This is a genomic window from Amycolatopsis sp. NPDC031561 (assembly GCF_055580625.1).
The window spans coordinates 20,430-40,452 of record NZ_JBVILA010000027.1 but is presented as its reverse complement, the minus strand read 5'-3'; the positions used below and the strand labels follow the sequence as shown (position 1 = coordinate 40,452).

The 20,023-nt window shown below is 69.0% G+C and carries 14 protein-coding genes; 3 read left to right on the top strand and 11 right to left on the bottom strand.

Going from position 1 to position 20,023, the window contains the following annotated elements:
- Positions 1–42: 42 nt before the first annotated feature.
- The 10 genes from ACZ5IK_RS36995 to ACZ5IK_RS36950 all read right to left on the bottom strand — a co-directional run bounded on the left by ACZ5IK_RS36995 (position 43) and on the right by ACZ5IK_RS36950 (position 15,820).
- On the bottom strand, positions 43–2,334 hold the full coding sequence (locus tag ACZ5IK_RS36995) for a glycosyl hydrolase family 95 catalytic domain-containing protein (RefSeq protein ID WP_465491916.1): 2,292 nt from the start codon (positions 2,332–2,334) through the stop codon (positions 43–45).
- 24 nt (positions 2,335–2,358) lie between these two features.
- Positions 2,359–4,644: a glycosyl hydrolase family 95 catalytic domain-containing protein gene (locus ACZ5IK_RS36990; protein WP_465491915.1), complete on the bottom strand. Its 2,286-nt coding sequence runs from the start codon at positions 4,642–4,644 to the stop codon at positions 2,359–2,361.
- Between the two features lie 120 nt (positions 4,645–4,764).
- The gene (locus tag ACZ5IK_RS36985; protein ID WP_465491914.1) at positions 4,765–5,571 is read right to left on the bottom strand and encodes a tyrosine-type recombinase/integrase; all 807 of its coding nucleotides are present in this window, start codon (positions 5,569–5,571) and stop codon (positions 4,765–4,767) included.
- Positions 5,572–5,633: 62 nt separating this feature from the next.
- Positions 5,634–6,572: a hypothetical protein gene (locus ACZ5IK_RS36980; protein ID WP_465491913.1), complete on the bottom strand. Its 939-nt coding sequence runs from the start codon at positions 6,570–6,572 to the stop codon at positions 5,634–5,636.
- A gap of 156 nt (positions 6,573–6,728) precedes the next feature.
- Positions 6,729–8,135 (bottom strand): M1 family metallopeptidase, encoded by a 1,407-nt coding sequence (locus ACZ5IK_RS36975; RefSeq protein ID WP_465491912.1) that lies wholly within the window; start codon positions 8,133–8,135, stop codon positions 6,729–6,731.
- Positions 8,136–8,155: 20 nt separating this feature from the next.
- Complete coding sequence (locus ACZ5IK_RS36970; protein WP_465491911.1) at positions 8,156–12,031, bottom strand: Pls/PosA family non-ribosomal peptide synthetase; 3,876 nt, start codon at positions 12,029–12,031, stop codon at positions 8,156–8,158.
- Between the two features lie 246 nt (positions 12,032–12,277).
- The gene (gene der, locus ACZ5IK_RS36965; protein ID WP_465491910.1) at positions 12,278–13,771 is read right to left on the bottom strand and encodes a ribosome biogenesis GTPase Der; all 1,494 of its coding nucleotides are present in this window, start codon (positions 13,769–13,771) and stop codon (positions 12,278–12,280) included.
- A gap of 3 nt (positions 13,772–13,774) precedes the next feature.
- Positions 13,775–14,449: a lysophospholipid acyltransferase family protein gene (locus tag ACZ5IK_RS36960; protein WP_465491909.1), complete on the bottom strand. Its 675-nt coding sequence runs from the start codon at positions 14,447–14,449 to the stop codon at positions 13,775–13,777.
- Entirely contained in the window at positions 14,446–15,150 is a 705-nt protein-coding gene (gene cmk / locus ACZ5IK_RS36955; RefSeq protein WP_465491980.1) for a (d)CMP kinase, read from the bottom strand. The genes ACZ5IK_RS36960 and cmk overlap by 4 nt, the downstream gene beginning before the upstream one ends.
- A gap of 91 nt (positions 15,151–15,241) precedes the next feature.
- Positions 15,242–15,820, bottom strand: a complete 579-nt coding sequence (locus tag ACZ5IK_RS36950; protein WP_101608724.1) for a TetR/AcrR family transcriptional regulator — start codon at positions 15,818–15,820, stop codon at positions 15,242–15,244.
- Between the two features lie 91 nt (positions 15,821–15,911).
- On the opposite strand from ACZ5IK_RS36950, the gene ACZ5IK_RS36945 reads away from it, so the two are divergent.
- The 3 genes from ACZ5IK_RS36945 to ACZ5IK_RS36935 are packed head-to-tail and all read left to right on the top strand — an operon-like array spanning position 15,912 to position 18,005.
- Positions 15,912–16,304 carry a DUF4267 domain-containing protein gene (locus ACZ5IK_RS36945; protein WP_465491908.1) on the top strand — a complete coding sequence of 131 codons (393 nt, stop codon included), beginning with the start codon at positions 15,912–15,914 and terminating at the stop codon, positions 16,302–16,304.
- 15 nt (positions 16,305–16,319) lie between these two features.
- Complete coding sequence (locus tag ACZ5IK_RS36940) at positions 16,320–16,802, top strand: cation:proton antiporter regulatory subunit (RefSeq protein ID WP_076167978.1); 483 nt, start codon at positions 16,320–16,322, stop codon at positions 16,800–16,802.
- Positions 16,803–16,808: 6 nt separating this feature from the next.
- Entirely contained in the window at positions 16,809–18,005 is a 1,197-nt protein-coding gene (locus tag ACZ5IK_RS36935; RefSeq protein ID WP_465491907.1) for a cation:proton antiporter, read from the top strand.
- A gap of 77 nt (positions 18,006–18,082) precedes the next feature.
- Here ACZ5IK_RS36935 and ACZ5IK_RS36930 read toward each other — a convergent pair whose 3' ends face one another.
- Positions 18,083–19,951, bottom strand: coding sequence for a Xaa-Pro dipeptidyl-peptidase (locus ACZ5IK_RS36930; RefSeq protein ID WP_465491979.1), 1,869 nt, complete (start codon positions 19,949–19,951; stop codon positions 18,083–18,085).
- Positions 19,952–20,023: the final 72 nt, after the last annotated feature.

Genomic DNA, 20,023 nt, shown 5'->3' with positions numbered 1-20,023 from the left:
GGAGGAAGTGCAGGAACACTCTCACGGATCAGCCCGGCGAAGTCACGGCATCCCCCACCGTGCGACGTCCCCGTTCGCCGGGACGGGCCGGATCTCGAGATCGGGCCTGTCACCCTTGCGGTGCACGACGGCCTCTTCGCCGCGCCGCAGGTCGATCCGGACGTCCCCGTTCGGCAGCCGCCGCCAGCGTTTCGGCCGCCCCCACCGGTCGCGGACGGTCAGCTCTCCGTCCAGGTCCGTCCGCAGCACACACGGCGACCCCGCCTCGCTGGTGACCTTGACCCAGCGCGTCTTCCCGCTCTGCCGCGAGGCGCTGAGCAGGAACGCGCCTTCCGTCCGGAAGTCGCGCAGCGCGGCGTCCGCCCACTTCGCGGGGACGGCCGGGAAGAGCCGGATGACGCCGCCCCAGCTCTGCACGAGCATGTCGTGCAACGACTGCGCGGCCGAAAGCGGCGTCTCGATGACCGGCCCGGACTCCTTGTACATCGTGTTCGGCTGGATGTAGCGCCGCTGCAGTTCCCCGAGGTAGAACTCCGCCTTGTCGCCGCGCAGCATCTGCGCCGACATCGACGCGGCACCCGTGAACGTGTAGCCCTGCAACGCGCCCTCGAAGCCCACCCAATGGTCGAACGAGGTCTCGATGATCCGCCGGTGCTCCGGCCGCTCCCAGGTGATCTCGTACAGCGGGTACACCTGCAGCAGATGCGAGTAGTGCCGATGTGACTTCGCGAACGGCACCCCGGCGCCGATCATGTAGCCGTCGGCGTCGGCCGGATACGGGACCAGCGTGGCCAGGACCTCCCGCCACCGCCGCGTGAGCGGGTCTTCGATCCGCAGTTCCGCCGCCGACTCCAGGAGGGTTTTGCAGCCCCAGCGGATGAGCGCGAGGTCGTAGTTGCAGTCGGGGGCGTTGACGCCGTACTCCGGGGAGAACGTCGCGGGCAGGTGCAGCTTCCCGTCCGGGCCGGGGGCGAGGAAGTGGAGGTAGTAGTTGATCGCCTTGCGCAGCAAGGGGAACAGCGTGTCCCGCAGGAGGCGCCGGTCCATCGTGTGCCGATAGGACAGCCAGACGTTGTGCAGTGCCCAGGTGAGGTTGCCGACCTCCGGCGTCGGCGTCTCCTCGCCGGGTATGCCGACCGGGAAGCCGGAGTTCGTCCCGGCCACGCCGTTGAGCAGGTTCATGTCGGTCGTGCGCGGGATGCCCGCGGAATCGTGCCGGTACGGCTCGGCGACCTGGCCCGTCAGGTTCGCGCGGTATTTGCCGAGCGCGTGACTGACGGCGTCCAGTTCGAGATGGTTCGAGCCGTGGATGAGCCAGTACTCCAACTGGACGTTGAGGTTCCACCACGTCGCGGGCCACGGGGTCGGTTCGAGCCACGGTCCGCAGGTCGCCATGACCGGGGCTTCTTTTCGCGCCGCCGAAGCGATCTTGTACAGCTGGATCCAGTAGAAGCTCTGGAGCCGGGTGTCCGGAACGGACAGGAAGCCGTGCCGGTAGTAGTCGTGCCACCAGCGGCGGTGCTCGATCGTGAGGGTGTCGAACGACTCGGCCCGCCGGACCGTCTTCAGTGCCTCTCGTGCGGCCGTCTTCTTCGGGTACGACCACGCCACCGACGTGTACAGCGTGCGCTTCGATCCCCGATCGATTTCGCGCCAGGCCGTCACGTACTCGCCGCCCGCCAGCAGGCTTTGCACGGAAAGCCTGATGTCACCGCTGGTTTCCAGTGTCGCGGGCGGGTTGGCGACGTATCCGGCGGGCGGCGGCTTCCCGAACTTCGGATCCGCTCTCGGGCTCACCGCCTCGGCCGGATGGAAGACCCACTGGAAGCCGCGTTCCCCCTCGGTCGGCTCGATCTCGACGGCCAGCATCGACTGTCCGGTGTGGACGATCGCCCGCAGCGAAAGGCCGCCCGCGGCCGTGGTGATCGTGCCCCTGAGTTCGGCGTTCCACAGGTCCATCCGCCAGTCGATCCCGGTGATGGCGCCGACCGGTTCGAGGGTGAAATGCCCGATCGGTAACCGGGCGAGGCCGAACAGGGAGCCGAACTCGGGCCGATGATCCTGTACTTCGCTGTGCTGGACGTTGAACCGGATGGCGTTCCGGCCCGGCTCGGCGTAGATGCCCGAGCCGAGGAAACCGTTGCCGAGGAAGGGGCCTTCGTACCAGGTCTTCGGTATTCCGCGCCAAACCAGGTCCGCCGCACCGAGGAATCCGGACCAGTCGAGGCCGCCGAGCGCGAAGTCGTTCTCCGCGGCCGAGGCGGACGGCGCGAACCCGGCCGCCGCCACGCCCGCCAGCGCTCCGCCGAGCACCGTCCTGCGGGTGATGTCCATCCTTCGGACCTCCTTGTCGTGAATTCAGGCCGGAAGCCCCCACGCCGGAGTGGTGCCGTCGCCGGGTACGTCGCGCGGCTCCAGCGCCGGACGCGCGCCACACCGCGTGACGACGGCCGTCCCGCCCCGGCCGAGCGGGACCGAGATCGTGCCCGGACCTTCGGCACGCCAAGGAAGCCGCCGCCCGCGCGCGTCACGGACCTCGATGTCGCCGGGGATCCCGTGCTGGAGCGTGAGCGGCTCCCCCGCCTCGCTGCGGACTCGGACCCAGTCGGTCGCGCCGTTCCTGCGGGAGGCGCCCACGAGGAAGGCGCCCTCCGCGCGCAGGCTCTCGAAGGACGCGTCCCGCCAGGACCGCGACACGGACGGGAAGATCTTCAGAACGCCGTGATCACCTTGCAGAAGCATGTCCACAACGGACTGCGCGGCGGTGATGGGACTCTCGATCGCGAGGTTCGAGCCTTCGCGGTACATCGTGTTCGGCGTCAGCTGGGTATCGGCCACGACGGTCCCGTCGAGGAAGATCTTCAGATACCGCAAGGCTTCTTCGGGCGCGTCCATCACGGAACTCATCGACGACGCGGCCGCGAAACTGTATCCGTGCCATTTGTCCTGGACACTCGACCAATGCGCGAAGGTGCGGCGCATGAGGTCCCGGTCACCGGGACGATCCCACAGTTTCTCCCGCAGCGGGTAAAGCCAGAGCAGGTGCGAGAAGTGCCGGTGTGATTCGGCCAGCGGGACCCCGTCGCCGATCAGCACTCCCTGAGCGGGATCCTGGTGATACGGCACCAGTTTCTCGCCGATCTCCCGCCACGCGGGCACGCGCGGGTCTTCGACGCGCAGCTTGGCCGCCGATTCGACGAGCGTGCGCGCGGCCCAGCGGATCAGCGACAGGTCGTAGGTGCAGTCGGCCGCGTCGGCGTACTCGGGCGAGCGCGTCATCGGCAGGTGCAGGGAGCCGTCCGGGCCGGTGGCGAGGAAGTGGCGGTAGTAGTTGAGCGCCTTGGCGAGCGTCGGATACAGGACGTCGCGAAGGATGCGGACGTCCATGCTGTGCCGGTACGCGAGCCAGACGTTGTGCAGGCCCCAGATCAGGTTGCCGGTCTGGTCGTTCTTCGTGACCGGGCCGGGGACGCCGACCGCGCGGGTGCCACCGGGCCGCAGCCGCCAGTCCCCCGGATGGGAAAGGGCATACGTGTCGCCGTCCCGGTACGCGGGAGGGACCGAGAGCTCGAGGTTCGCGTGGTCTCGGCGGAAGGTCTCGGTGACCGCGTCGAGTTCGGGATGGTTGCTGCTGTTGACGATCGGGTACGTGACCTGGACGTTGAGGTTCCACCACACCGCCGTCCAGCTGTTGCCGACCTCCGGGAACCACGGCCCCCATTCGGCGACGACCGGCCCGTTCGCACGGGTGGCGCAGGCGGTCTTGTACAGCTGGATCCAGTAGAAACGCTGGACGCGTTTGTCCGGAATGGACACCAGACTGCGCCGGTAGAAGGCGTTCCACCACCGCCGGTGCCGGGCGACGAGCATGTCCGGATTCGCCATCGACGCCCGCTGGACCTTCTTGATCGCTTCGGCGGTGTGAGTCGGCTCCGGAAACCCGTACGCGACCGTGGCCGCCAGCAGCCGCCGCGAGCCCACGGCCCGCTCGCGCCACGCCGTCGTATACCCGCCGCCCGCGTGAAGCGGCTGCTCGCAGTACTGGACCGCGCCCGCGCTGGCGACCTTCGGATCGGGATTGGCCGTGTACTCGGGCGGTTTGCGGATCGTCCGGCTCGTCGCCGATTCGAGCGGCGTGAACCCCCAGTCCGCGGCCGCCTCTCCGGTGAGCGAGACGAGGAGGAGGTCCTGGTCGTTGTGGACCAGCGCGGAAAAGCGCACCGACCCCTGGGTCGTGGTGATCGTGCCGCCCAGCTCGGCGTTGTACAGATCGAGGTGCCAGTCCACCGCCGTGATCGCACCCGCGAAGGTGAGGGTGAGATAACCGATCGGGAGCCGCGAGTACCCGATGCCCGCTTCCCACTGTCCGCGCTGGTCCTGGACCTGGGAATGGCTGAGCATCACCTTGAGGATGTTCGGCTGTGCCCCCGCGTAAAGCTGGACGCCGAGGAATCCGTTGGCGAGGAACGGACCGTCCTGCCAGCTCTTCGGTAAGCGCTTCCACGCCATGCGCGCGTCATCGACGATCCGGCGGTGAACGTCCTGCCCGGCGAACGCCGGCGGAGCCCCCTGAGCCCAGAGCCCACCGAGCGCCGCCGCCCCCGCCGCGACCCTCAGCATCGATCGCCTGGACAGCTCGGCCATGGGTCGCCTCCAGATTCATACTACGTTTACCGCAGATCAAGTCCTGGCGACCGGCATGTTTCCAGAGATAGTCCCACTTTGACCAGAGCACTCACCCGGAAAGCCGTAGATACATCCGACCTATCGGTCAGCGAGGTAGGCGCGAGTAGCGTCAGGCGACACGTGCCCGAGCATCGCGGCGGCGTCGTCGAGATCGACCCCGGCCCGGCGAAGGTTGACGGCGAAGGTCTTGCGCAGCGTTCGCGCCGACAACCCCGGCAGGCCGATCAGGACCCCGAAGACGACCACGAGACGGTTGACGGTGGCAGGCGGCACAGGACGGCCGCACCTGCTGAGGAAGAACGTCGGCCCCTCGTCCTCACGCTCTCGAAGGTAGGCGTCGAGCAGTGGCCGGAGCTCGGGCGGAATCGGGACCGTACGCTGCCTCGGCCCACGGACGATGACCGAGTCGGCCGACACGTCCCGCAGATCCAGCGCGGACAGCTCGATGGCGCGAAGACCCGCGTAGTACAGAAGATGCAGGATCGCCGCGTCCCTGAGCGGCAGCAGATGCACCGCCGCCGACAGCATCTCGTGCAGCTCGTCGTCACTCAACGGCGACAAGGTCTCCGCCTCGAAGGCCCTTCGCTCGTCCGTCATGGCGAGCTTCCCCCGAACGAGCGCTCCGAGCGTGGCTCCCGCCGACTTCTGCCACCGCTGCGGCCGAGTCCTGAGCAACCTCGCCTCGGCGATCGCGGCACTATCGACGTCCGCCGAGCCCCGCGCACCATTGAGCACCTGCTGCTCACGATGCCGGTTCGCCCGGTTCACCCGCCGCTTGTGGCGCGGGATGTTCTTGCGTGAGGACTTGTCGTTCTCGCCGTAGCGGTTGCGGCGATCCTTGGCGTAGCTCAGCCGCTTCTTCTCCTGCGGACTCTTCCTTCCCATCGCCCCTCCCTCGGCGTCGACAAAGGGACGGTAGCGAGGCGTCCTGGTCGCGGACCACCGATTTACCGGCAGATCAGCCTGATTTCGGCGGCGCTGTGTGCGGCCACGAGTTCAGCGGCAACCCTCTCGGGCTCGGCTCGCAGCCTGCCCGGAAGAGTCTGCAGCACCATGATTCCCTCGGCGGTGTACCGGCTGTTCCTCTCGAGCGTGACGGCGTACTGCGCTCGCGCGAAATGGAAGTCGTACGAATCGATCTCCCAGGCGAGGCGGACCTTCCCGAAATAGCCGTCGGGAGTCCCGATGTAGCTGCCACCGGCATCCCTCAGTTCCTGATTCCACAGCGGTTCCGGAAGACCGGTGCGGCGCCAGACGGCCATCGCGTCGATCTCCGCGACCGACCTCGCACCCCTCAGGACGTCACGCAGTACTTCACGGGGCAACGCGCTGCCGCGATCGCTGCCGTCTTCGAGTTCCCTGATGAGGACCTCGGGATCCAGCCTGCCGCGCTGCACGGCTTCGGTCAGCAACGCCCGAATCGGATCAAGCGTGGTGAAGCGACGGCTTTGGTCGAGAACGGCTCGGACGAGCGGAGCCATGGCCACTCCGTCGACGATCGTGGGCCGGGGCATTCTCGTAGTCCGCTCCACCGTGACGTACCCGGCACTACTGACTTTGCAGGAGGCGGGTATCAGCAGATGGACAGCGTCCGACGCGATTCTCGGCCCTCGCAGACCTTGGCGACGGCAAGCCTCGAGACCGGTGACGAGCGCGTCCGGGCCGCCGTAGAGCAAGGCTCCATCGACCAGTTGCCGTCGTGTCGGCCGTCCTGGACCGAGCAGGAGCACTCCCGGAAGGAGACGCTGCCATGGCTGGCCGGGACGGCACCGCCGGTAACACGTCTTCCTCGGAACACCGAGTTCCACCAGCCGCGCGACACTGATCACTCCGCCGCGGCTGAGCGCGAGGAGAGCCTCTCGGTTCCATTCGCCAGTTCGCACCACATCCGCGATCGTGGATCTCGCGGCTACCTCACACCAGCCCCATTTGCCGCCCCTGTGGACAACTCGCCACACCAGCCCCACTGTGGATAACTCGCGCGAGGTTCCCAATGTCGCATTTGAGTCGCTGAGCGTCTCAAATGCGACATTGGGAACACCTCAAGGCAGAGGGGGCAGCGTGGGTTCGGTGAGCCAAGCGTCGAAGAAAGCCTCGAGCGAGCGCCCAGCGAAGCGTTCAGCCAGGGTGACGAAAGCATCGCTGGTCACCAGACCGTGCCTGTTCTCCACCGCCCAAGCCCTCACCAGCGGGAAGAACACCGCGTCGCCGACCGTACAACGCAAGGCGTGCAACAGAAGGCCGCCGCGTTTGTAGACCCGCTCGTCGAACATCCGCGATACCCCGGGATCGGCGAGGCGGAGATCGGCGGGCTTCGCCTTCATCCGCGCGTGCCACGTCTTCGCCCACGTGTGCGCGCTCTGCCCGCCGGATTCCTCGGACCAGAGCCATTCCGCGTACGTCGCGAAGCCTTCGTTCAGCCAGATGTGCCGCCAGTCGGCGACGGTCAGGCTGTTGCCGAACCACTGGTGCGCCAGTTCGTGCACGACGAGCCGTTCGTGGGTGCGCCGCCCGTCGACGTGGTTGGCGCCGAAGATCGACATGCCCTGCGCTTCGATCGGGTCGTCGAGGTCGTCGTCGGTGACCACGATGACGTACTCACCGAACGGGTAGGGACCGAACAACCGCTGCAGCGAGTCCATGATCTTGCCCTGCCGCCCGAAATCGCGCTCGAAAGGCCGGCGCAGGCGCGGCGGGACGGCGGCCCGTTGCGGGACCGAGGCGAGCACGGAGTCACCGTCGAGGCTGATCCGGTACGCCGAAACCGAAGGCAGCGAAAGCCACCCGGCCTGGGGACCGGAGACCAGTTCGACGTCGTCGTACCGTCCTATTTGGACGCTCATCAGGTACGTCGGCGTCGGCTCCGGCCGCTCGAAGACCCACTTCGTGGTGCTCGCGCGCTCGTGCCGCGACACCAGGTTCCCGGTGACGGCCACGAGGTACGGCGACGATGTCGTCAGCGCGACGCGGTAGGTCGCCTTGTCGGCGGGATGGTCGTTGCACGGGAACCACGACGGCGCCCCGACCGGCTGGCTCGCCACCAGCGAACCGTCGGTCAGTTCGTCCCAGCCGATGTCGCCCCACAGCCCGGGCAGCGGACGCGGATTGCCGACGTAGAAGACCTCCGCCAGGAACTCGGAACCCGCGGCCAGCGACTTCGCGGGCTTCACGTGCAGCTTGTGCCCGCGCCGCGTGTACTTGGCCGGTTTCCCGTTGACCAGCACCCGGTTGATCCGGAACTCGCCGAAGTCGAGCGTAAAGCGCGAAAGCGCCTGCGTCGCCTCCGCGGTGATGGCCGCGGAGGCCGACAGCCGGTTGGGACCGATCTTGTAGTCGAGCTCCAGATCGTAGTGCCGCACCCGGTAACCGCCGTTACCGTGATGAGGCAGATAGGAGTCGCCGGAGGTGTCCGCGCCGGGCGAGGGCTGCGCGGAGGCCTTCGAAATCACCCGCGAAAGACCCCGCTTCCCTACTTCGTCCAGGCCGAGATGGGATTCCCGAGCCAGCGCGAGTCGGCGGGAATCGCGTCGCCCCGGGTCACCAGAGACCCCGGTCCGACGGTCGTCCGCGCGCCGATGCTCGCGCCAGGCAGCACGATACCGTGCGGCCCGAGCGTCGCTCCCTCGTCCAGGGTCACCGGCGACATCGTCATGATCCGATCGTGGAAAAGGTGTGTCTGGACGACGCAGCCGCGGTTGATCGTCGCGCCGTCGCCCAGGCTCACCAGGTCCGACTCGGGCAGCCAGTACGTCTCCAGCCACACGCCCTTGCCGATCTTGACGCCCATGGTGCGCAGCCACGCGGGCAGCAGCGGCGTGCCGCCGAGCGAACCGATCAGCCACGGCACGGCGAGCGCCTCGACGAAGGTGTCGGCGAGTTCGTTGCGCCAGACGAACGAGCTCCACAGCGGATGGTCGATCGCGCGGAACTTGCCCACCAGCAGCCACTTCATCGCGGTGGCGGTCAGCGCGGCGACGGCACCGGCGGCGAGCAGCAGCGGCCCGCCGAGCAGCACCGCGACCAAGAACCCGAAGGACGACGCGAGCGCGAAGATCGCGGCGGCGACCAGCACGGTCAGCGCGACGCTGCACATCACCGGCACGATGCGGCACAGTTCGACGAGCGCACGGGCCGCCTTGAGCCGCAGCGGTGGCGTGTAGGTGCGGCTCGTGTCGGACTCGCCGACCGACCGGCGGACCGGCAGCGGCGGCATCCCGAGGTACGAGGAGCCCTTCTTCGCCTTCAGCGGGGCCGACGACAGCACGCCGACCAGTCCGCGCTTGGGCACCGAACGGCCGGGCGCGGCCATCCCCGAGTTGCCGAGGAACGCCTGCTTGCCGATCCGGGCGGGCGCGACGTGCAGCCAGCCGTGGCCGAGTTCGTAGGTGGCGACCATGGTGTCGTCCGCGAGGAACGCGCCGCTGTCGACCTGGGTCATCTTCGGCAGCGCGAGAACGGTGGACGCCTCGACGTTGCGGCCGACCTTCGCCCCGAGCATCCGGAGCCACACCGGGGTGAACAGGCTGGCGTACAAGGGGAACAGACCTTCACGTGCCATGCCCATCAGACGTTCGGTCGCCCAGACCTGCCACGCGACGCGGCCGTGGACGGGGTGGTAGCCCTCGACCATGCCGATGCTCAGCGAACGGACGCCGACGAGCACGAGCAGGGCGTAGCTCACGAAGTACGCGATGGTCGCGAGCGGCGTGAACAGCAACGCCTGACCGAGCGCGGCTCCCAGTGAAGGCGCTCCGGCGATCGCTTGACCCAGCACCGCGACGGCGGGCAGGGCGGCGACGGCGGGCAGCAGACCCAGCGCGACCGAGGTCACGCCGTAGACCGTGGCCCAGAACCGCGAACGCGGCGGGCGGCTCGACGGCCATTTCAGCGCGTCCTTGGTGACACGGGCGGCAGGCACGCTGCCGCGGACGGTCGACCCGGCCGCGATCTCCGCGCCCTTGCCGATCCGCGCACCCGGGAACAGCGTGCTGCGCGCGCCGATCCGCGCATCGGCGCCGATCCGGATCTTGCCGATGTGCACGAGATCGCCGTCCACCCAGTGCCCGGTCAGGTCGACCTCGGGTTCGATGGCGGCACCGCGGCCGAGTTTCAGCATGCCGGTGACCGGCGGCGGCGAGTGCAGGTCGACGTCCTTGGCGATCCGCGCGCCGAGTGCCTTGGCGTACGTCGTCATCCAGGAAGCGCCCGCGACACTGTCCGCGCCGCTGAACTCGGCGAGTTTCTCCGCCGTCCACAGTCGCAAGTGGACGTTCCCGCCACGCGGGTAGCTGCCGGGACGGACGCCTCGCAGCAGCAGCCGCGCACCGGTCGCCGAGATCGCGATCCGGCCCGCCGGGCTGAACAGCGCGACCCAAGCGACGGCGATCCACACCCAGCTCAGCGTCGGCGCCCAGGCGAAACCGGCCAGCGCCAGCACGTTCGACAGCGTGGCCGCGATCGTCGTCCAGCGCAGGCCGACCAGGCCCATCAGCGGGACCATCAGCAGCGACTGGATGATCCCGGCCTTGCGCGGGGTCGGCGCGATGTCGCGGCGTTCGGTCTTCTGACCGCTCAGCGCGTCCAGCATCGACGCGAGCGCGCCGAGCTTCGGGTTGGCGTAGATGTCGTTCACCGACACCTGCGGGTGCCGGGTGCGGATCCGCGCGATCAGCTGCGCGGCGGTCAGGCTGCCGCCGCCGTGGCTGAAGAAGTCGGCCTTCGGGTTGTCGACCGAGACGCCCAGGATCTCCGCCCAGCCTTCGGCGAGCCAGCTCTCCGTCGGCGACAGGCCCGATTTGGCGGCGTCCACAGTGGACAGCGGCCAGGGCAGCGCGTTGCGGTCGACCTTGCCGGAGGTACGGGTCGGCAGGTCGTCGATCAGCGCCAGCAGCGGGACGAGGGCGGCGGGCAGCTGCTCGCGCAGCCGGGTCGCGGCCTCGTCGTGGTCGAACTTCGTCCCTTCGGCGGGCACGACGTACCCGACGAGCACCTGGTTTCCGGCCTTGGTGCGGCGGATCGCGGCGGCGGCGCCCTGCACTCCGGGCAGCGACTGGAGCGCGGCGTCGACCTCGCCGAGTTCGATACGGCGGCCGCCGAGCTTGACCTGCTCGTCGAGACGCCCGAGGAACAGCAGGCCCTCGGCTTCGGCGCGGACCATGTCACCGCTGCGGTACGCGCGGCGCCAGCCCAGCGACGGCAGCGGCGCGAACTTCTCGGCGTCCTTCGCCGGGTCCAGGTAGCGGGCCAGGCCGACCCCGCCGATGACCAGCTCGCCGGTCTCCCCCATGGCGACCGGTTCACCCGCCTCGTTGACGACGGCGAGCTGCCAGCCCGCCAGCGGCAGGCCGATCCGGACCGGGCCCTCGCCGGTCATCTGCGCGGCGCAGGCGACGACGGTGGCCTCGGTCGGGCCGTAGGTGTTCCAGACTTCGCGGCCTTCGACGGCGACACGCTCGGCCAGTTCGGGCGGGCAGGCTTCGCCGCCGAAGATCAGCAGGCGGACGTCTTCGATCGCGTCGGCGGGCCACAGCGCGGCCAGCGTCGGGACGGTCGAGACGACGGTGATGCCCTGCGCGACCAGCCACGGCCCGAGGTCGACACCGGTCCGCACCAGCGAACGCGGCGCCGGGACCAGGCAGGCGCCGTGGCGCCAGGCGAGCCACATCTCTTCGCAGGACGCGTCGAACGCGACGGACAGGCCGGCGAGCACGCGGTCACCGGGGCCGATCGGCTCCTCGGTGAGGAACAGCCGGGCTTCGGCGTCGACGAAGGCCGCGGCGGACGCGTGCGAGACGGCGACGCCCTTCGGCTTGCCGGTCGAACCGGAGGTGAAGATGATCCACGCGTCGTCGGCGGGGGCGGGAGAGCCCTCGATGCCGCCGGGCGAGCCCACGACGGTGATCGCGCCGCCATCGGAGACGACGGCGGCGACTTCGGCCTCGCCGAAGACCAGCTCGGCGCGCTCGTCGGGGTCGTCCGCGTCGACCGGCACGTAGGCGGCGCCGACGGACAGGATGGCGAGGATCGCGACGTAGAGCTCCGCGGTGCCGGAGGAGATCCGGACGCCGACCCGGTCGCCGACGCCGACGCCGTTGGCGGTCAGCTTGCGGCCGTAGGCGTCGATCTCCTCGACGAGCTTGCGGTAGGACAGCGTGGTCTCGCCGTCCTCGATCGCGCCCGCGTTGGGGTGGCGGGCGGCGGTCTCGGCGACGATGTCGATCAGGGTGCGCTCACCGGCGCCGAGGCCGGACCAGAACAAGGCTCGGTCGGCGACGGGGGCGGGTGACGGGGCGACGGTGACGTCGGCGACACAGGCGATCGGCCGGGAATCGGCGGTGAGTGTCATCGGGGCATCACCACGGGCAAGACTGAACCATGGGCGCGCAAGCCCATCACACACCTTTCGCGAAGTGCGTCATTCGGGCTCGCTCTCCGAATGAGGCGCCCGCCAGCAGACTAATCACTTTACCGCAGGTCAACGACATATCTCGGGAGGGTCTCGGCAGAGTGTCGAAACTCACCGATGGACACGCCGAAACCCGAGGTCATCGGCGTGTCCACCCAGTGAACTATTCACCTACATCGTGAGAAATCAGCGCGTTTTTGGTTTACCCGCTGGTTTACCCGTCGATTTACCGGCCGCTTTTCCGCCTGCCTTGGGCCTTTGCTTCTTTTCCCGCACCCGGACATTCACCCGGACGGGGCTGCCTTCGAAGCCGAAACGCTCACGGAACTTGCGTTCGATGAACCGCCGGTAGCCCGCCTCGAGGAATCCGGTGGTGAACAGGACCAGCGTCGGCGGCCGGATGCCCGCCTGGGTCGCGAACAACACCTTCGGCTGCTTGCCGCCGCGCACCGGCGGCGGGGTCGCGGCGATGAGGTCGGCCAGCCAGCCGTTCAGCTGGCCGGTGGGCACCCGCTGGTCCCACGACTTCAGCGCGGTCCGCAGCGCGGGCGCGAGCTTGCGCACGGACCGGCCGGTGAGCGCGGAGATGTTGACCTTGTCCGCCCACGGCACCCGCACCAGGCCGCGGTCCAGCTCACGGACCATGGCGTGACGGCGGTCCTCGTCGACGAGGTCCCACTTGTTGAAGGCGAGCACGCAGGCACGGCCCGCCTCGACGACCATGGTCAGCACCCGCAGGTCCTGCTCCGAAAGCGGTTCGGCGGCGTCCAGCAGCACGATCGCGACCTCGGCCGCGTCGATCGCGGTCTTGGTCCGCAGCGACGCGTAGTATTCCGCGCCATTGGCCGAGTTGACGCGCTTGCGCAGACCCGCGGTGTCGACGAACCGCCAGATGTCGCCGTCCAGCTCGACCAGTGAGTCGACCGGGTCGACCGTGGTACCGGCGACCGAGTCCACCACGGACCGCTCTTCGCCGGAGATCTTGTTCAGCAGGCTGGACTTGCCCACGTTCGGCTTGCCGACCAGCGCGACCCGGCGCGGGCCCGCGGTCGCGCGGTCGCCGTCGCGCGGCATGGTCGGCAGTGCCTTGACGATCGAGTCGAGCAGGTCGCCCGAACTACGGCCGTGCAACGCGCTGACCGGATGCGGTTCGCCGAGGCCGAGTGACCACAGCGACGCGGTGTCGGCGAGCAGGCGGTCGTCGTCGACCTTGTTGGCGACGAGCAGCACCGGCTTCTTCGAGCGGCGCAGCACCTTCGAAGCGGCCTCGTCGGTCGCGGTCGCGCCGACACTGGCGTCGATCACCAGCAGCACCGCGTCGGCGGTGGCCATCGCGATCTCGGCCTGCGCGGCGACGGAGGCCTGCAGCCCGGTCGCGTCCGGCTCCCAGCCGCCCGTGTCGACCAGGGTGAACCGGCGGCCCGCCCAGAAGGCGTCGTAGGCGACGCGGTCGCGGGTCACGCCGGGGACGTCCTGCACGACCGCCTCGCGGCGGCCGAGAATACGGTTGACCAGGGTGGACTTGCCCACGTTCGGCCTGCCGACGACGGCGAGGACCGGCTGCGCGAGCTGCGCCTCCTCCTCGGCCTCGCCCGCGGCGATCTGGGCGTCCAGCGCGGTGAATTCGGACTCGTCGGACCAGGAGCCGTCGATCTCGCCGACTCCGTCAAGCTCAGACATTCGTTACTTCACATTCTGTCGCGTGTCTTGGAGCCCTTGCTCCAAGCGCCATTCGTCCAGTGCCTTCACGAGGTCCGCGAGCGCGATGCGAAGCCGCTCGGTTCCCTCCTCCAGCCCTGTCCTTCCCTTCCCGATCGCGGGAGTGAAAGGTTCGCCGACCATGATGTCGACGCGGGGCCGCCAGCGCCTCTTGGCACCGGCGGGTTTGTACGTCCCCCGAGTGGCGACCGGAACCACGGTCGCCTTCCCGGCGCGGACCAGGAAGGCCGCGCCGCGCTCGAAGTTTTCGGCGTCACCGAGACCGCGGGTGCCTTCGGGGAAGATCCCGACCGCACCGCCGTCCTCGAGCACCTTGACCGCCATCATCAGCGGTTTGCGGTCCACCGCCCCCCGTTTCACCGGGATCTGGCCCAGTTTCGGGAAGAACCAGCCGACGAAACCCTTGAACAGTTCCGCCTTGACCAGGAACGCGGTGCGCCGCGAGAACATTCCGAACAGCAGCGCCGGTTCCGCCATCGAGCTGTGGTTGGCCATGAACACCACCGGCCCGGACGCCGGTACCCGCTCGGCACCGTGCACCCGGACCCGGAACGCGGGCCGGACGAGGAACTTCGAGATCCCCCGGCCGAAGGTGTGGAAGGGGTCGCTCGCGCCCTCGGGCAGTCCTTTCGCGCTCACCGCGCGGCCTCGGCGGGGCAGCCTTCGAGAAGACCGCGGTGCAGAGCCAGTTCCGCGAGCGCGACGATGACCTGGTCGATGTTGAGCGCCGAGGTGTCGACCTCGACGGCGTCTTCGGCCGCGCGCAGGGGTGAAGCGGCGCGCGTGGAGTCCAGGCGGTCACGCCGTTCCACCGCGGCCTTCGCGACATCCACGGTGGACTCGCGGCCGGCGGCGGAGTCCTGCGCGCTGCGGCGCGCGGCGCGGACCTCGGCCGAGGCGGTGAGGAAGATCTTGAGCGGGGCGTCCGGCGAGACGACGGTGCCGATGTCGCGGCCTTCGACCACGATGCCGCCGACGCGGCCGAGCACCTCGGAGATGATCTCGCGCTGCCGGGTGACCAGCAGTTCGCGGACCGCGGGGACGGCCGAAACCGGCGAAACCGCGGTGGTGACGTCCGCGCCGCGGATCTCGGCGGCGACGTCCTCACCCGCGAGGGTCACGGTCGCTTCGTCAGGGCTGGTCCCGATGCCGAGTTCGGCCTTCCGGGCGACGTCGAAGACCGCGTCCGCGTCGGTCGTGTCGGCCCCGGCGCGCAGGACGGCGAGGGTGACCATGCGGTACATCGCGCCCGTATCGAGGTAGCCGGCGCCGAGCTTCGTCGCGAGCTTCCGCGAAACCGTGGATTTCCCGGTCCCGGATGGGCCGTCCATCGCGACCACACCACGCAGGGCTCCCGCCACCGAAACTCTCCTCAGCTCATCTTCGCTCACCTGATCGACGACCATTCTGCCTGGTGGCGACCGACACGCCTCAGCCGCCCACGGCGAACCGGTCGACGAGCATGCCGATCCGCTCCGCACGCGCGTCCGCGGGCAGCCGACGGCTGCGTTCGAGGGTGACCAGGCCGTGCATGGCGGCCCAGAAGGTCTCGGTGTAGAGGGCGGGGTCGTGCTCGCCCGCCGCCGGACCCGCGCATTCGAGCAGGGCGCCGAACGCGTCCTTCAGCGGGGCGGGGCTGTCCGGACTGGCGAAGGTCAGTTCGCTGGCGAGGGTGAAGATCGCGTCGTAGAGCGCGGGTTCGCGGTCGGCGAAGTCGAAGTAGTTCTCGGCCAGCCGCAGCAGGGCGCCCCGGGAGTCCTCCGCCGTCCCGACCCCCCGCCGTAGATGGGCGGCCATTTCAGTGCATCCCTCGAGCGCCGCGGCCGCCATGATCGCGCCCTTGCCGGAGAAATGGCTGTAGAGCACCGGCTGGCTGTACTCGATCTTCGCGGCCAGCCGCCGGGTGGTGACCGCGTCCCAGCCCTCCTCTTCGGCGATCTCGCGGGCGGTGGTGACGATCAGCTGTTCGCGTTGCGAGCGGTCCCGCTCACGTCGGGGGTTCGTGACCATACGAATATCCTAGCATCGCTAGACAAGCTAGCGGTGCTAGCGCTAGCGTCTGCGGAGTTCCTAGCGCTGCTAGCTTTTGGAGTCGGAGACCATGACCCGCATCAAGATCGCTTACGCCCTGTCCATCGCCCTCGTGCTCTTCGTCCTGTACTTCGGGAGCGGTTACGTGTTCTTCCCGGAGACCCAGACGGGCGGTTTCGGCCTCCCGGTCATGCCACTGAAGGGTGATCCGATCCTCGCGGTCAAGGGCGTCCGCGACATCGGGACGGCACTCGTGGTGCTCGCCCTGATCCTGTTCCGGAACGTCCGCGCGCTGGGCTGGGCGCTCCTCGCACTGGCGTTCATCCCGTTCGGCGACATGCTGATCGTGTTGACCCACAACGGGTCCGTGGGCGCCGCGCTCGGCATCCACGGCGCGACGTCCGCCCTGATGGTCCTGATCTCGGCGCTGTTCCTGATCCGGCCGAAGCGAAACGGACAGTGAGTTACTGTTGACATCGTGAACGTCGAAGTGACCCCGCTCCCCGGAATAGGCGTCCGCAAGGACTTCGCCACTCGCAACGGCCGCCGCGTCGGCGTCGTGACCCATCGCGATGGACACGTCGAGCTGATCGTGTCCAAAACGGACGATCCGGACGCCTGTCTCGCCTCACTTCCGCTGAGCACCGACGAGGCGGGCGCGCTGGCGAACCTGCTCGGCGCGCCCCAGCTGGTCGCCCAGCTCACCGAGGAGCACCGGGATCTGCCGGGCATCAACACCAAGCAGCTTCCGATCAAGTCCTCGTCGCCGTTCGACGGCCGGACGCTGGGCGACACCGCCATGCGGACGCGGACGAGCGTCTCGGTCGTCGCGGTGATGCGGGCCGGGCAGGTCCACCCCTCCCCCAACCCGGACTTCAACCTCACCGCAGGCGACGTGCTCGTCGCGGTCGGGACGTCCGAAGGACTCGAAGCCGCCGTCAAGATCTTGAAGTACGGCTGATCGCGGATGGATCACACCGCACTGTCCTTGATCGAACTCGGGGCGGTCTTCTTCGGGCTGGGCGTGTTGGGGCGCCTCGCCGGGAAGATCGGGATGTCCCCCATCCCGCTGTACCTGATCGGTGGCCTGTGTTTCGGGCAGGGCGGGCTGATCCCGCTCGGCGACATCGGTGACTTCACCCACCTCGCCAGCGAGATCGGCGTCGTCCTCCTGCTTCTGCTGCTGGGCCTGGAGTACTCGGCGGCCGAACTGTTCACCGGGCTGAAACGCTCGTGGATGGCGGGGGTCGTCGACATCGTGCTGAACGCCGCGCCCGGCGCGATCGTCGCGCTGATCCTCGGCTGGGGGCCGATCGGCGCGATCGTGCTGGCGGGCGTCACCTACATCTCGTCGTCCGGGATCATCGCGAAGGTGCTCGGCGACCTCGGGCGGCTCGGTAACCGGGAAACGCCGGTGGTGCTGTCGATCCTGGTGTTCGAAGACCTGGTGATGGCGCTCTACCTGCCGATCCTCACCGCGGTGCTCGGCGGCGTGAGCTTCCTCGGCGGGATGAAGGCGGTCGGGATCTCGCTGATGGTGATCACGGTCGTCCTGGTGATCGCGCTGAAGTTCGGCCGCTACGTCTCCGCCGCGGTGGACAGCCCGGACCGCGAGGTCTTCCTGCTCAAGGTCCTCGGCGCGGCACTGCTGGTCGCGGGTATCGCCTCGGCGATGCAGGTGTCGGCCGCGGTCGGCGCGTTCCTGCTCGGGATCGCGATCTCCGGTTCGACGGCGGAGAACGCGACGCACATGCTGGAGCCGCTGCGGGACCTCTTCGCGGCCGTGTTCTTCGTCGTCTTCGGGCTCAACACGAACCCCGCGTCGATCCCGCCGGTCCTCGGCTGGGCGGTCGTGCTGGCGGTGTCGACGACGCTCACGAAGGTGGCCACCGGCTGGTGGGCCGCGCGGAAACAGGGCATCGGGAAGATGGGCCGGGCTCGGGCGGGAGCCGCGCTGGTGGCGCGCGGTGAGTTCTCGATCGTCATCGCCGGGCTGGCGGTGGCGGCGGGAGCGGTGACCGGCGAACTGGCGGCCCTCGCGACGGCCTACGTGCTCCTGATGGCGGTGCTCGGCCCGACGGCCGCGCGGATCGTCGAGCCGGTGGCTCGCGCTCTGCAGCGACGTCCCTTCGGCTCGAAGAGCCCCGCCTCCCAGACCGGCTGACTCTCGGTCCCTTCTCGTGCAATGAAGGGGACTTTCATTGCAAATTTTGCAATGAAAGTCCCCTTCATAGCGTTGGCCTACCCGCGCTCAAGCCCCGAAACAGCCGCCGGGGCGATCTGCGCCGGAGCCACCGGAAGCGCCGCCGGGACGGCCGACGGACCCGCGCCCGAGACAGGCAGCGCGAGCGACGTCTTGCCCAGGTCCACCGTGATCTTCGGGTACTGCGACGGCCCGCCGATGAACGAACCGTCCGTCCCGCCGATGATCAGCGCGAGCTGATGTCCTTGCGGGACGACGTGATCCGTACTCGCCAGCCGGAACGTCATCGTGTACGGCTGCCCCGGCGTCAGCGGCGATTCCTGGGTCAGCGAACGGTAGTTGGCCAGATCGGCCCACCCGCGGCTGATGATGTTCAGCCCCACCGAAACCGAGTCGGCGCTCGTGTTCAGGTAGCAGGCGTCGTTGCCGGAAGCGCTCGATCCCCAGCACGACTGGGTCATCTCGTTCTTGATGCCTTCCTTGGGCCCGGTGTAGTTCCGGATGGTCGCCGGGCCGTAGTCCACGAGGATCGCCGAGAGCCGCGCAGTGGACGTCGACGGCGTCGCGGTCACCGTCACCTTCGCGGTCCCGGAGACTTGGAGGTCCTTCGCGAGCGCGCCGGTGCTGAACAGCACGCGTCCGTTAGAGGTCTCCGTCGGCCGTGCCGCCCAACTGTTCGAGGACTGGCCGGAGGAGTCCGTGAACGACGCCGTGCCCGTGCCCGCGGTCGTGCCGAGCGTGCCCACGCCGGGAGTGCTCCCCGACGCGGGACGCAGGGTGACGGCGCTGCCCGCGGGCCACGCCGCCTGGTCCACCCAGACGTCCGGAGCGCGTTCCACACTCGCGCCCGGCGTCTTCTCGATGCCGTTGTCGACGCCGAGCAGGTAGTGGTCGAACCACTTGTGCAGGGTGTCGACCCACGCCGACCGCCGGTAGTCGAACGGATCGACGTGACCGGCCTGCGTCAGCCACACCTTGCGCTCGACGTTCAGCGCTTCCCACCACTGCCCGAAGTTGATCGTCTTGACGTTGAGGTCGCCCAGCCCGTGCGAAGCGAGCACGCTGGCCTTCACCTTCGAGGCACTCTGCACGTGGTCCCGGTCGAGCCAGAACGCGTTGTAGTCGCCGTTCGAGGTCGCGCCCTCGGTGAGCTTCCGGTTCGCCGCGCTGCAGTTCTGGCCGCCGTTGCGCTGGGAGACCGTCTGGGCCAGCCCGGCGGGGCTGCCCTGGCGCAGGCTGGCGCCGTCGGAGCGGTAGTAGTCGTACCAGGAACTGATCGCGCCGATCGGCACGATGGTCTTGAGCCCGTCGACACCGGTCGCGGCGACACCGTTGGCGATCGTGCCGTCGTAGGACTTCCCGATCATGCCGACCGCGCCCGTCGACCACGAAGCGAGCGCCTTGGCCGAGCCGGTCGCCGTCGTGTAGCCGTTCGCCCGGCCGTTCAGCCAGTCGACGACCTTGCGCGCCGAGTTGACGTCCGAGGGCCCGCCGACGTCGGTGCAGCCGCGGGACTTGTTGGTACCGGCCAGATCCACCAGGACCACGGCGTACCCGCGGGGGACGAAGAAGTTGTCGTAGTAGAGCGGGAACCCGACCGGCCTGCCCGCCGAGTCGTAGGTCTTGAGTTCGCTCTCGTTGCCCCGGCCACAACACGAGTAATACGGGCTCGCGTCCATGATGACCGGGACCTTCTTGCCCTGCGCCGCCGGTTCCTTCGGCCGGATGATGTCGGCGGCGACCCGGTCGGAGCGGCCGTCGCCGTCCCCGTCCAGCCCGATGTCCACCCAAGCCGTCTCGCGGACGGCCTGGGCGAAGTCGTAGACCGGTTCGCTGCCCCGCGGTTTCGCCGCGGCCGGTGGCGCCGCGACCACGGCCGCGGCGACCACCAGAATCCCTGCCAGCACAACTGATTTCACGGTCGAGCCCTTCCCCGTCGGCTGAAAGCCCGTCAGGAAGAGCTAAACGCGATACTCATC

Coding starts and splice junctions, on each gene's coding strand:
- ACZ5IK_RS36945 (WP_465491908.1), top strand. CDS start 15,912: ATGACCCGCATCAAGATCGCTTACGCCCTGTCCATCGCCCTCGTGCTC.
- ACZ5IK_RS36935 (WP_465491907.1), top strand. CDS start 16,809: ATGGATCACACCGCACTGTCCTTGATCGAACTCGGGGCGGTCTTCTTC.
- ACZ5IK_RS36985 (WP_465491914.1), bottom strand. CDS start 5,571: ATGGGAAGGAAGAGTCCGCAGGAGAAGAAGCGGCTGAGCTACGCCAAG.
- der (WP_465491910.1), bottom strand. CDS start 13,771: ATGTCTGAGCTTGACGGAGTCGGCGAGATCGACGGCTCCTGGTCCGAC.
- ACZ5IK_RS36950 (WP_101608724.1), bottom strand. CDS start 15,820: ATGGTCACGAACCCCCGACGTGAGCGGGACCGCTCGCAACGCGAACAG.
- ACZ5IK_RS36990 (WP_465491915.1), bottom strand. CDS start 4,644: ATGGCCGAGCTGTCCAGGCGATCGATGCTGAGGGTCGCGGCGGGGGCG.
- ACZ5IK_RS36995 (WP_465491916.1), bottom strand. CDS start 2,334: ATGGACATCACCCGCAGGACGGTGCTCGGCGGAGCGCTGGCGGGCGTG.
- ACZ5IK_RS36970 (WP_465491911.1), bottom strand. CDS start 12,031: ATGACACTCACCGCCGATTCCCGGCCGATCGCCTGTGTCGCCGACGTC.